Raw genomic sequence first — 13,397 nt, 5'->3', positions numbered from 1 at the left:
TATGCAGTCACGTAGAAAATTTATAAAAAATGCTGGAATTTTTTCAGCTGGACTATTGGCGATTCAAACCGATGTTTTTGCTTCACAGTCAAATGCATTTGATTTTGCGTTAAAAGATTTTATCAGCAAAAGACCTCCTTTAGCTGAAAGAAAATTTACAAGTCCTGCAATTGAAGCGGCAATTACACGCATCAAAAAACAAATTGCGAATCCAGAATTAGCTTGGTTGTTTGAAAACTGTTTTCCAAATACGTTAGACACCACAGTCGATTTTGAAGTTATTGATGGAAAACCGGATACGTATGTAATTACGGGAGATATCGACGCGATGTGGCTTCGCGATAGTACAGCTCAAATTTGGCCCTATATTCCATTTGTAAAAGAAGATAAAAAACTGGCTGAATTGGTAAAAGGAGTAATCAATCGTCAGACAAAATGTATTTTGTTGGATCCTTATGCAAATGCTTTTTATAAAGATTTTTCTAAGGTAAGCGAATGGAAAAATGATTTGACAAAAATGAAACCGGGAATTCATGAACGCAAATGGGAAATAGACAGTTTGTGTTACCCGATTCGTTTGGCGCATGGATATTGGAAAGAAACTGGCGACTTAAGTTTGTTTGACAAACAATGGAAAGAAGCCATGCTTTTAGTCTTGCAGACTTTTAAAGAACAACAAAGATGGACCGATAAAGGACCATATACTTTCCAAAGAGAAACGGCTTGGGCAACTGATGGCGTGCCTTTGAGCGGTTACGGATATCCTGTAAAACCTTGCGGTTTGATTGTTTCAACTTTTAGGCCAAGCGACGATAGTACTTTGTTTGGATATTTGATTCCGAGCAATATGTTTGCCATTGAAGTTTTAGGTTATTTAATCGAAATTTTCTCTTTGCCAGCTATGTTGGATAAAGATTTGGTTGCCAGAGCAAAAGAATTACGAGACCAAGTTCAGAAAGGATTAGAAGAAAACGGAATCATCGAGCATCCAAAATTCGGAAAAATAATTGCTTTTGAAGTAAACGGATATGGCAGTTTTCATATGATGGATGATGCCAATGTTCCATCATTATTGTCGCTTCCGTATTTAGGAGCAATTGAGCCAGATAGTCCTTTATATCTGAATACGCGAAAAGTGGTGCTTTCAGAAAATAATCCGTTTTTCTACAAAGGAAAAGCAGGCGAAGGAATTGGCGGTCCGCATACAGGCGCTGATACAATTTGGCCAATGAGTATTGTTTTGAGAGCCATTACAAGTGTCGATGAAAAAGAAATCAAAGCCTGCATCAGCAATTTGATCAAAACAAATGCCGATACCGGCTTTATGCACGAATCGTTTCATAAAGATGATGTAGCCAAGTTTACCCGAAAATGGTTTGCTTGGGCGAATACGCTTTTTGGAGAAATGATTGTGCATACCAGCATCAAATACCCACAAATTTTAAAAGATAAAAATTTATAAAATCCCCGAAAATTAGTAACGAAATTTAAGGGAAAAATTAGTTATAGTTTCAAAATGCTATTGGAAAAGTTTATGAATGAAATGAATATTATTGAGCTAAAGCCAGATTTAAAGAAAATAGATAAAAGTGAAAAAATGAATAAAGAATATGCCGTTGGAGTTGACATTGGAGGAACACATATTACCGCAGACAATTATAGATATTGCCAATATGAAAATGATTGACTTTTCGGTACATAAAGAATCGTTTGATTCTAATTTGCCAGTCGATCAGGTTATGACTATTTGGGAAAAAGTGATTCGGATTTCAATTGAAAACTCAAAAGTACAAGAAGTAAAGGGACTTGCTGTGTGCATGCCTGGTCCGTTTGATTATGCCAATGGACTTTGCTGGATAAAAGATCAATCTAAATATGAGCATTTTTATGGCCTAAATGTTCGTTATCTGTTTCAAGGAACCCTTAACTTGTCTAGTGATTTTCCGATTCTTTTTGAAAATGATGCAGTTTGCTTTGGAAAAGGCGAAGTTTTTAAAGATGCGACTAATCTTTCTAAAAAAGTCATGGCAGTAACATTAGGTACAGGACTTGGAGCGTGTTTTATTGATAAAGGCGTTTCTGTTTCCACAGGAGAATCAGTCCCAACTGACGGAGAAATTTACAATTTGCCATTCAAAGACGGTATTGCTGAAGATTATGTTTCGGCGCGTGGACTTTTAGGAGGCTATAAAACCTTATCGGGCAAAATTCTTAACAATGGTTTAGATCTTTATAATCTGGCACTTGCCGGAGATGAAATTGCAATTAAGGTTTTTGAACAAATGGGCGAGGATTTGGCTGAGGTTGCAATTCCTTGGATAACTAAATTTGGTGCAAATCATTTTATTATTGGAGGAAAAATTGCCAATGCAGGCGAATTATTTCTTTTAGCTTTCGATAAAAAAATTAAAGAAAACGGCCTAGAAGTTAGCGTTGTTGTTTCTACAGATAATGAAGGAGCGACTTTATTGGGAGCGGCTAGTATGCTTTATAAATCGTAATTAGAATTTAATTTATATAAAAAACACCATTCTGTACTTTGTAGTATTGAATGGTGTTTTGTTATTCAATTTCTGGTTTTAATTAAGTCGAAGAATTTAAAATTCTTTGCTTGACATGTTCCATATACGATCTTCCAATAACATATCTAAGGCCTTCAATTTCGATGCTATTTCCTTCAACAGCATCGATTTTGTCAATGGCAACCGTAAAAGAACGGTGAATTCTTAAAAAGTTTTTTTCCGGCAATAAATCGGTAAAATCAGATAAAGTACTGTGAATAATATATTTGCTGGTAAGCGTGCTGATTTTTAGATAATCTTTTAAGCTTTCAATTACCAAAATTTCATTCAGGAAAATCTTCTTCATTCTTTTTTTATCAATTTTGATAAAAATGAATGGATTGTCTGCAGTATTCTCGGGTGTAATGTTATTTATTGTTTCAAGACGTTTGCTGACCTTGTTAAGCGCTTTCATTAATCTTGGAAATTCAATTGGTTTAACTAAAAAATCCACAACATCAAGTTCGTAAGTTTCAATAGCAAATTGGCTGTAAGCACTTGTAATGATGACTAACGGAGGATTTTCAAGACTTTTTATAAAATTTATGCCATCAAGAACCGGCATATTTATATCTAAAAAAATGACATCAACTTTATTGTTTTTTAAAAAATTTAAGCCTTCAATCGGGTTGCTAAAAGTATTTAGAACCTCAAAATCTTCAAGGGGTTCCAAATAATTTTTAATAACATTGATTGCCAAAGGCTCATCATCAATAATCAAACAATTTATTTTCATTTTTTTATTATTATTTTTTGCGCAAAATAATTTAGCGGATACAGTTTTTACACAGCAAAAGTCGTGCTAAGTGACTTTAATTTTAAGCTTTACAACAAAAATATTCTTTTTCTTTTTAAAAGAAAGATTATACTCGTTTTTATTGTAACCTAATTCCAGTCTTTTCTTTACATTTTCAATTCCGATGCCACTTGCAATGTTGAAATTGTCTTCATGAAGCGTAACTTCTGGTTGCGGATTAGAAACACTAAAATGCAGAAAATCTCCCTTTATTTTGAAATCAATATCAATAACTACTTTTCCGGTGTTCTTGTTTACTCCGTGTTTAAAAGCATTTTCGATGAAAGTCAGAAGTATAATTGGCGCAATTTCTTTATCATGAATATCGCCCGAAATAGACATATTTATTTCCAGACGATCATCATTCCGAATTCGTTCCAAATCAAGATAATTTTGAATGCAAAGTATTTCGTTTTCTAAGCTTTGTCTTCTGTTTTTTGTTTCATACAACATATAACGCATTAACTCAGAAAGTTTTGTTACTATTCTCGGCGTTTTGTTGGATTTTTCTACAGATAAAGAGTAGATATTATTAAGAGTATTAAAAAGAAAATGAGGAGAAATTTGAGATTTAAGGAAAAGCAATTCGGTTTCCAATTGTGATTTTTCGAGATCAACAACTCTTTTTTGCTCTTTCATGAAATCCAATGTGATCTTGATTGCCGTTACAAATGTGATCACATACAATTCGCCAATCATCATGTCGATCGTGTAGGTAAGTGTCAGTTTATCGATTTTAGTTGGACCTTCTGGCCAAACGTCATGATTAATAAGCAAATAAGTAAGATTGAATTTCAAAATCACCATTAAAAATATCGAAGTAAGAACGGCGAGTATGTATAAAACATATTTTTTTCGGTAAACCAAATACGGCATAAAAAGCAAAATATTCAGGTAACACAACGTCATGTGAATAGGAAACCCCAATAAATTACTCTTGAACGAATAAACATAATCGTTGAAGTAAATTCCCCAGCGAAAAGTATTGAATAAAAAATACGTCAGCCAGAAAAATACGTGGTAACGCCAAGGAATTGAATAAAATCTGCTGAAACTGAAATTCATATTAATACTACGTTTTATGACTTTTTTGGTGTTTGTCTTCGTTTAGATGTCGTTTGTCTAAATTACTTTAAGCAAAAATCAATTTTATATAAATTTAAAGTTAAATTATTATTGTTTATAGCGTTTTGCCTTGCTGTCTTAATTGCGCTTTCGACTGCAAGTTGTAAAATAAAGAGATACAAAAATAATTGTGATCAAGTTTTTTTGTCTAACGGCTTATTTATTGCAAACAATAATAAAAGTCTTTTTTAAAATGGAGATTATGCTTACCAAAAGTCAATACCGCATCATTAACAGATTCTTCTTAAGAATTCTAAGATCAATGTAGAATTTCTTCTTAATCAGAATTTAAATTGCCCCAACCAAAATCAATTAACCAACTAATACTATAAAATTTAATGAATATCATTGACATAGCGATCATCATTGCCTACATTGTGCTTTCTGTAGGAATAGGAATTTGGATTTCAAGAAAAGCGTCAAAAGGCTTGGATGATTATTTTCTCGGCGGAAAAACAATCAAATGGTATTTTTTAGGATTGAGCAACGGATCTGGAATGTTTGACGTTTCAGGAACTTCATGGATGATTGGAGTTTTGTTTTTATACGGTGTCAAAAGTTTTATGTTTATGTGGCTTTGGCCCATTTGGAATCAGATTTTCGTAATGATGTTTCTCGCCGTTTGGATCAGAAAATCAAAAGTGATGACAGGTTCCGAATGGATTTTAACTCGTTTTGGAAGTGACAGAGCCGGAAAAGCATCACATATTATTGTGGCCATCTTTGCCATTATTTCTACAATAGGTTTTATTGCTTATTTTTTGAAGGAATCGGGAAATTTGTAACCATTATTCTTCCGTGGGATTTAACGCTTCATTATGGCGATTTAGTTCTTCTGACATCAGAGCGTTCTTACGCATTGTTAATTATCTTTTTGACAACAATTTATACCGTGAAAGGCGGCATGTTTTCTGTAGTGGCGACTGAAGTGGTTCAGTATCTTATCATGATTACAGCAGGAACACTAATTGCAGGTTATGCTTTTGTTAATTATACTGATATTCAAATCAATTCGGTTATTACAGAAGAATGGAAAAATGTTTTTTTCGGCTGGCAATTTGAAACGCAGTGGAGTGATAAATTTCAGACATTTAATAATTTGATTGATTCGGAAGGCTATAAAATGTTTGGCGCTTTCATCGGAATGACATTGTTCAAAGGATTTTTCGCCAGTGTTGCCGGACCAACTCCAAGTTATGATTTGCAAAGAATTCTTTCGACAAAATCGGTTAAAGAAGCGGCTTATATGAGTGGTTTTACAAACTTGATTTTGTTTATTCCAAGATATTTATTGATTACAGGAATCGTGGTAATTGCATTGGTAAATCTTGCGCCAGAATTAAATGCAAACACGGGTTTAACAGGAGCTGATCTAGAATTGCTAATGCCAAAAGTGGTTAATTTATATATTCCTGTTGGAATAAAAGGACTTTTGCTGGCGGGTTTATTGGCGGCGTTTATGTCTGGATTCTCCGCTTTTGTGAACGCTGGGCCGGCTTATATTGTAAATGATATTTATAAAAAGTATTTCAAGCCTGTTGCAACAAATGCGCATTACATTAAAGTGAGTCAGATTTCTTCATTTTTGGTTGTGGGCTTAGGCGTTTTTATGGGCTTTTTTGCAGATTCTATCAACTCTCTAACTTTATGGATTACCAGTGCACTTTACGGAGGTTATGTCATGACCAATTTCCTAAAATGGATTTGGTGGCGTTTTAATGGCTGGGGTTATTTCTGGGGAATGTTTGCCGGATTGATTATCGCTTCATTGCAGTTTATTTTAGGTCAGAATCAAGCCAATTTAACGGAAGGTTCATTTTTATATAACTTATCACATGTACAAGCCATTTATCTCTTTCCGTTAATTTTTGGCTTCTCGATTTTGGGTTGCGTTTTAGGAACTTTTTTAAGCGAACCAACAGAAATGGAAGTATTAAAATCGTTTTATTCGAATGTTAGACCTTGGGGTTTCTGGAATCCGGTTTATAAAGTATTAAAAGCGGAAGATGATACTTTCGAAAAAAATAATGATTTTGGAAGAGATATGATGAACTGTGCAATCGGAATTGTATGGCAATCGAGTATGATTTTGCTTCCGATATTCTTTATCATCAAAGATTATCCAAAGGCAATAGTAGCATTAATCGTCTTTTTAGTGACAACAACCATCCTGAAATTTACATGGTTGGATAGAGTTCGAAAAATTGCCGATTAAATAAATTTGGAATGCGTAGAAACATAGATTTTTATTTTTAGAAAAGAAGAGTACAAAAGAAAATTCCACACACACATATATCTTTTGGACTAAACCGAAACCAATTTTTTTAATTTTAAAAACTATGTTTCTAAGTGTTTCAATATTAGAAAGCTTTCAGAAAGTTTCGCGACGCAGTTTGTCATTCTGAGTCTACTTTTAGTCGAAACGACAAAAATGAGAATAACAATAAACAAAAAACAATAAACAAAAAAACATAAAAATGAGCAGTATTCCTTGGCAAGACAGACCCGAAAACAGTAATGATGTAATGTGGAGATATTCAAATAATCCTATTATAGAAAGATACGCGATTCCGTCATCAAATAGCGTTTTTAATAGCGCTGTAGTTCCTTTTGGAGATGGTTTTGCGGGTGTTTTCAGATGCGATAATAAAGCAGTTCAAATGAATATTTTTGCTGGTTTTAGTAAAAACGGAATCGATTGGGAAATCAACCACGAACCAATCGAAATGAAAGCTGGAAATACTGACATGATCGAGTCTGCTTACAAATACGATCCGCGTGTGGTTTTTATTGAAGACCGTTATTGGATTACGTGGTGCAATGGTTACAACGGACCAACAATCGGAATTGGTTATACTTTTGATTTTAAAGAATTTTTCCAATGTGAAAATGCGTATTTGCCTTTTAACAGAAACGGCGTTTTGTTTCCGCAAAAAATCAACGGAAAATATGCTATGTTGAGCCGTCCGAGTGATAACGGGCATACACCTTTTGGAGATATTTGGATCAGCTATAGTCCCGATATGAAATATTGGGGAGAACACCGTTTGGTGATGAAACCAACTCCTTTTGAAGACAGTGCTTGGCAATGTACCAAAGTTGGAGCAGGGCCAATCCCAATTCTTACTGACGAAGGCTGGTTGATGATTTATCATGGTGTGATCAATACTTGCAATGGTTTCCGTTATGCAATGGGAGCAAGCACTTTTAGAAGTTGATTCGCCAGACAAAGTAAAATACAGAACACAACCTTATTTATTAGGGCCGGCAGAACTTTACGAAATGGTAGGCGATGTGCCAAATGTTGTTTTTCCATGCGCCGCTTTGCATGATACTGAAGAAGATAAATTAGCCGTTTATTATGGCGCGACCGATACTGTCGTGGCTATTGCTTTTGGTAAGTTAAGCGAGGTAGTTCAGTTTACGAAAGATAACAGTTTATAGAAAAAGATGGAATTTAAATTTAAATGGTTACCTATCGCTTTAGGATTTCTTTCGGTTATGGCGTTTTCGCAATCGAAAAAGACAATTGTGCCTAAAACCTATGTAGCAACCAAAACAACAACTCCAATTGTAATTGATGGGGAAGATACGGATGTCGCATGGAGTAAAGCCGAATGGACTGAGCTTTTTGAAGATATTGAAAACGGCATAAAACCAAAATATGCGACGAAAGTAAAAATGCTTTGGGATGAAACCAATTTCTATATTTTGGCAAAAATGGAAGAACCTCACGTTTGGGCCAATTTGAAACAGCGCGATACCATCATTTTTTATAATAATGATTTTGAAGTTTTTATTGATCCCGATAATGATACGTACAATTATTACGAATTAGAAATAAATGCCTTAAACACCGCATGGGATTTGTTTTTGACAAAACCATACAGAGAACCAGACATTGTAGTAGCAAACGGCTGGGATATTCCAGGACTTAAATCGGCAGTGAAGGTAAATGGGACAATCAATAATCCGAATGATACTGACGAAGGCTGGGTTTTAGAAATGGCGATTCCCTGGGCGTCTTATAAAACGTCTTATTTTGACAAAGTTGTTCCAATAGATAAATTCTGGCGAGTGAATTTTTCAAGAGTTAATTGGCAACATTCTATTAAAAATGGAATTTACGAGAGAAAAAAGATGCCAATGGAAAGTTCTTGCCGGAATACAATTGGGTTTGGTCGCCAATGGGCGTCATCAACATGCACGAACCAGAAAAATGGGGCTATGTCTATTTTTCTTCTAAAGAAGGAAAAGACACTTTTGTAATTCCGCAGGATGAAAAAGTAAAATGGGAACTTTATACATTGTATAGAGCGCAGAAACAATATGCTGAAAAAAATAAAACCTGGGCAAAATCAATTACAGATCTTACGAAAGAACCAATCGTAGTCGATACTAAAATTTTGAAATTGGTACTAGAAAACCATGCTTCGGGATATAATATTTCAGTAAAAAGTCCTTTTTCAAACCAAACTTATATCATAAGGCAGGACGGCAAAATAATCTCAAAATAAACCACCTATGAAACTACCAAAACTATTACTTTTTTTATTAGCCTTTAGTATTTTTTCATGTGCTAAAAAAGAAGAACCAACCACTTTTAAATTTGCCGTCTGGACCACCGCTGACGCTAAAAAATCGGATGCAGATTATACAAAAGAATTCAAAAAGTATAAAGACGGCGGCATCGATGAGGTTTTGATCAATACTGCTACAGATCCAAAACTTTTAAAAAGATTAGTTCCTCTGGTTACAAAAGAAGGCTTAAAAGTTCATGCTTGGATTATGGCAATGAACAGGCCGGGCGATTCGATTGCGTTGCAACATCCAGATTGGTATCAGGTAAGCAAAGAAGGAAAATCATGTTTTGACACGCGTCCTTACGTTGATTATTATCAATGGCTTTGTCCGACCAGAAAAGAATCTAGAGAACACGTTTTGCATTTGGTTGAAGAACTGGCAAAAGTGGAAGGCATCGAAAGTGTTCATTTGGATTATATTCGTTTCCCGGATATCTTTTTGCCTATTAGTTTGTTGCCAAAATACAATTTGGTTCAAGATGTAGAATTGCCACAATTTGATTTTTGTTATTGCGATGAATGCGTAAAAGCATTTGAAAAAATACATCATAAAAATCCAAAACAAAGCCACAACACTTCTATCGATATGGAGTGGAAAAACTTTAGGTTAAATGCCATTCAAGCTGTAGTTAACGATGCTTATGCAATTGCGCACAAACACAACAAACAATTAACAGTCGCGGTTTTTCCTTATCCAGAAATGGCCGATCATATGGTTCGTCAGCGTTGGGATAAATGGGATATCGATGAAGTTTATCCAATGATTTACCACAGCTTTTACGATGAAGAAATTGATTGGGTTGGCTATGCTACAAAACAAGGCGTTGCCGATTTAAAAGATAAAAAAACAAAAATAAACACCGGAATTTATGTTCCGGGAATAAAGAATGACAAAGAATTAAAAGAAGCCATTTTATTAGCGAAAGAAAATGGAGCAATTGGAGTTTCCTTTTTGACGGAAACGCTTTGTCTGAAAGTAATTTCAAAACCATAAAAGAAACAAAAGCAAGTCTGAAATAATATTCAGAGAGAAAGAAAACCGTATTTCTGTAATGCGGTTTTTTCTTTACAAATTAATACCATGACTGTTTATTTGGCTTAAAAGAAACATCGTTTAAAGCTTTTGCTTAATTTTAAAAATTATGTTTTTGTGCCAAAAGCAGTAGAGAATAAAAACAAAGAATGAAAAAAACAATATCCATATTATCCCTATTATTTTCTTCAGTTTTAACGATAAATGCTCAGGAAAAAGTTCCGTTTTGGCAGAATGAGAAAATCAACGAAGAGAATCGTGAACCGATGCATGCTTCCTATTTTGTATTTGAAAATGAAGCTTTAGCAAATAAAAACAATTGGAGAGAATCTAAAAATTACCTTGACATTAACGGGCCATGGAAATTTAAATATGTCGACAGTCCAAATGATCTTCCAAAGGATTTTGAAAAAACGGATTTCAATGACAATTCTTGGGATAATTTTAAAATTCCTGCAAGCTGGGATGTAAACGGATATGGTTTTCCGGTTTATGTAAACACCACTTATGATTTTGATTATTTAATGGCGCCAAATCCACCGTTTGTTCCAACAAAATACAATCCGACTGGAGTTTACAGAAAAGAAATCACAATTGATAAATCGTGGGAAGGAAAAGATATTTTTCTTCATATCGGAACAGCAAAATCAAATCTTACGGTTTGGGTAAACGGTGTTTATGTGGGTTATGGCGAGGACGGAAAACTGCCTTCTGAATTTAAACTGAATAAATATGTAAAAACGGGTAAAAACTCAATCGTTCTAAAAGTCATGAAATGGAATGACGGTTCTTACTTGGAATGTCAGGATATGTGGCGTATGAGCGGAATTACAAGAGATTCTTATTTGGTTGCCCGAAATAAAGCGCACTTAAATGATTTTGAAATTATTCCGGATTTAGATGCTAATTACATAAATGGAACTTTAAAAATCACAACAGATTTCTCTGATTTAGACAAAAGAGAAAGCTACAATTTTGAAGTGCAATTGAAAGATAACGGCCAGATTATTGACTCAAAAAAAGCGATACTTTCAGGCGATTCAAAAAGGTTGAATTTTGATTTCGCCGTAAATAATCCGAAAAAATGGAGTGCTGAAATTCCTAATTTATATCAAGTTAGTTTTCTTCTAAAAGATAAAAAAGGAAACTTGATTGAAGTAATCAACCACAATGTTGGCTTCAGAAAAGTAGAGATTAAAAACGGACAGCTTTTAGTAAACGGAAAAGCGATTTACATAAAAGGGGTAAATCGTCATGAAACGGATCCTGTAACAGGACAAACGATTTCAAGAGAACGAATGGAGCAGGATATTAAATTGATGAAAGAATTTAATCTCAATGCAGTGCGAATGTCGCATTATCCAAACGATGAATATTTTTATGAATTGTGTGACAAATACGGAATTTATGTTGTTGATGAAGCCAATATTGAATCGCACGGAATGGGTTATGATATTACTAAAACGTTAGGTAATAAACCAGATTGGGAACTGGCGCACATACAGCGTATGCAACGTATGATTGAAAGAGATAAAAATCATACTTCGATTATTATTTGGAGTATGGGTAACGAGGCCGGAAACGGTTATAATTTTTACCGAGGTTATTTATGGATTAAAAACCGTGATAAATCAAGACCAATTCAGTACGAAAGAGCAACCGCGGGAGCGTGGGACGGAAAAGGTTTAAAATTTGAATGGGATTCGGATATTATTGATCCGATGTACAGTTCTCCGGATAAAATGGAAGAATATATTCTGGCAAATCCAAATCCGTCAAGACCTTACATTCAGTGCGAATATGCACATGCAATGGGAAATTCAATGGGGAATTTCAAAGATTATTGGGATGTCATCCGAAAATATCCAAACTTTCAGGGAGGCTTTATTTGGGACATGATCGATCAATCGGTTTATAAAAAATTGCCAAACGGAATTACGGTTTTGGCATATGGAGGTGATTTCGGACCAAAAGATGTCAAGAGCGACAACAATTTTGTCAACAATGGTGTATTTACTGTAGATAGAAAACCGAATCCGCATGCGCTTGAAATGCGAAATGTATTGCAGAATATCTTGACTTCTTGGGAAAATAAAGAAACAGCAACAATCAAAGTTTATAATGAATTTTCATTTAAAGATTTGAGCAATGTGAAACTGCATTGGAAATTGATTTTGGATGGAAAGACTGAAGATGCAGGCGATATCGCTAATTTAGATATTCTTCCAAATCAATCTAAAACCTATGCTTTGCCAATTAATTTGGGAGACAAAAAGTTCAAAGAAGCATTTGTAAATATTAGTTATACATTAAAAGATGCTGAACCTCTTTTGCCGAAAGGTTTCGAAATTGCAACGGAGCAATTGCCTTATAAAGGCGAATGGAAAAACGACATTAAAATTGTTGGAGAAGGAAAAATAACAGTTGATAAAAAAGGAAATAGTACGGTTTTTAAAAGTGAAAATGCCGAAATTGCTTTCGATAAAAAAACAGGTTTCATAAATGGATATTCTTTCCATAATTTGCCAATTATTAAAGAAGGTTCTCAGTTACGTCCGAATTTATGGAGAGCACCAAATGATAATGATTTTGGAGCAAATTTCCAGAAAACATTGGTGGCTTGGAAAGAAGCAACAGAAAATCCGACTTTAGTAAACTGGACATTTTCAGCAACAAAAGACAATAAAATTTTGGTAAAAGCAACTTATAGTTTACCTCAAGTTTCTTCTACTTTAGAACTAAATTATGAGCTGAACAGCAACGGAGAGTTGAGCGTAAAAGAAGAATTAAATATTGACAAAACTAAAGAACAGCCGATGTTGCCTAGATTTGGAATGGAAATAATTGTTCTAAAAGATTTTAGCCATATGACGTATTACGGAAAAGGCCCACACGAAAATTATATCGACAGAAATTACAGTTCACAAGTCGGACTTTACAATCAAACAGTTTCTGAGCAATATTATCCGTACATCCGTCCGCAGGAAACAGGAAATAAAACCGATATTAGATTTTTGGAATTATCGGGAAATCAATTAAAATTGACAGTAACTTCAGATATTTTACTATCAGTTACAGCGCTTCATTATTTAAACGAAGATTTAGATGATGGCTTAGAAAAAGATCAAAGACACGCCGCCGAATTGCAAGAAAGAGATTTAACAAGTTTAAAAATCGATTACAAACAAATGGGAGTTGGAGGTATTGACAGCTGGCAAGCGTGGCCAATGAAACAATATCTTTTGCAAGACAAAAATTATCAGTATCAATTTAAAATAACACCATCTTTAAAATAATAG

General features: G+C 34.4%; 8 protein-coding genes and 3 pseudogenes. 9 read left to right on the top strand and 2 right to left on the bottom strand.

The features are described 5' to 3' along the window. The first annotated feature begins 1 nt into the window (after position 1). From ACQ9BO_RS24965 to ACQ9BO_RS24955, 3 genes are read left to right on the top strand one after another with little or no spacing between them, the layout of a single operon-like run. A complete protein-coding gene (locus ACQ9BO_RS24965) occupies positions 2–1,462 on the top strand; it encodes a glycoside hydrolase family 125 protein (RefSeq protein WP_431242915.1) in 1,461 nt (486 codons plus the stop codon). 60 nt (positions 1,463–1,522) lie between these two features. Continuing rightward, the gene (locus ACQ9BO_RS24960; protein ID WP_431242914.1) at positions 1,523–1,687 is read left to right on the top strand and encodes a hypothetical protein; all 165 of its coding nucleotides are present in this window, start codon (positions 1,523–1,525) and stop codon (positions 1,685–1,687) included. Then, a complete protein-coding gene (locus ACQ9BO_RS24955; protein WP_431242913.1) occupies positions 1,680–2,501 on the top strand; it encodes an ROK family protein in 822 nt (273 codons plus the stop codon). Before ACQ9BO_RS24960 ends, ACQ9BO_RS24955 begins: the two co-directional genes overlap by 8 nt. Before the next feature lie 82 nt (positions 2,502–2,583). Here the strand turns inward: ACQ9BO_RS24955 and ACQ9BO_RS24950 are convergent, their stop codons facing one another. Together ACQ9BO_RS24950 and ACQ9BO_RS24945 are read right to left on the bottom strand one after the other, a co-directional pair. Further along, positions 2,584–3,297: a LytR/AlgR family response regulator transcription factor gene (locus tag ACQ9BO_RS24950; RefSeq protein ID WP_431242912.1), complete on the bottom strand. Its 714-nt coding sequence runs from the start codon at positions 3,295–3,297 to the stop codon at positions 2,584–2,586. A 66-nt stretch (positions 3,298–3,363) separates the two neighbouring features. Next, a complete protein-coding gene (locus ACQ9BO_RS24945) occupies positions 3,364–4,422 on the bottom strand; it encodes a sensor histidine kinase (protein ID WP_431242911.1) in 1,059 nt (352 codons plus the stop codon). 398 nt (positions 4,423–4,820) lie between these two features. Here ACQ9BO_RS24945 and ACQ9BO_RS24940 point away from each other — a divergent pair. The 6 genes and pseudogenes from ACQ9BO_RS24940 to ACQ9BO_RS24915 all read left to right on the top strand — a co-directional run bounded on the left by ACQ9BO_RS24940 (position 4,821) and on the right by ACQ9BO_RS24915 (position 13,394). Then, positions 4,821–6,697: pseudogene (locus ACQ9BO_RS24940) on the top strand (sodium:solute symporter family protein). Between the two features lie 262 nt (positions 6,698–6,959). Continuing rightward, a pseudogene (locus ACQ9BO_RS24935) lies at positions 6,960–7,926 on the top strand (glycoside hydrolase family 130 protein). A 6-nt stretch (positions 7,927–7,932) separates the two neighbouring features. Next, the gene (locus ACQ9BO_RS24930; RefSeq protein WP_431242910.1) at positions 7,933–8,751 is read left to right on the top strand and encodes a carbohydrate-binding family 9-like protein; all 819 of its coding nucleotides are present in this window, start codon (positions 7,933–7,935) and stop codon (positions 8,749–8,751) included. After that, positions 8,685–8,999 (top strand): hypothetical protein, encoded by a 315-nt coding sequence (locus tag ACQ9BO_RS24925; RefSeq protein ID WP_431242909.1) that lies wholly within the window; start codon positions 8,685–8,687, stop codon positions 8,997–8,999. The genes ACQ9BO_RS24930 and ACQ9BO_RS24925 overlap by 67 nt, the downstream gene beginning before the upstream one ends. Positions 9,000–9,006: 7 nt before the next feature. Further along, positions 9,007–10,085, top strand: a pseudogene (locus tag ACQ9BO_RS24920) (putative glycoside hydrolase). 162 nt (positions 10,086–10,247) lie between these two features. Continuing rightward, positions 10,248–13,394, top strand: coding sequence for a glycoside hydrolase family 2 TIM barrel-domain containing protein (locus tag ACQ9BO_RS24915; protein ID WP_431242908.1), 3,147 nt, complete (start codon positions 10,248–10,250; stop codon positions 13,392–13,394). The last annotated feature ends 3 nt before the right edge of the window (positions 13,395–13,397 follow it).

It is taken from the genome of Flavobacterium sp. P21, from assembly GCF_050632225.1.
GTDB lineage: Bacteria > Bacteroidota > Bacteroidia > Flavobacteriales > Flavobacteriaceae > Flavobacterium.
The sequence above is the reverse complement of the archived record's forward strand: the minus strand, read 5'-3'. Positions and strand labels throughout refer to the sequence as shown.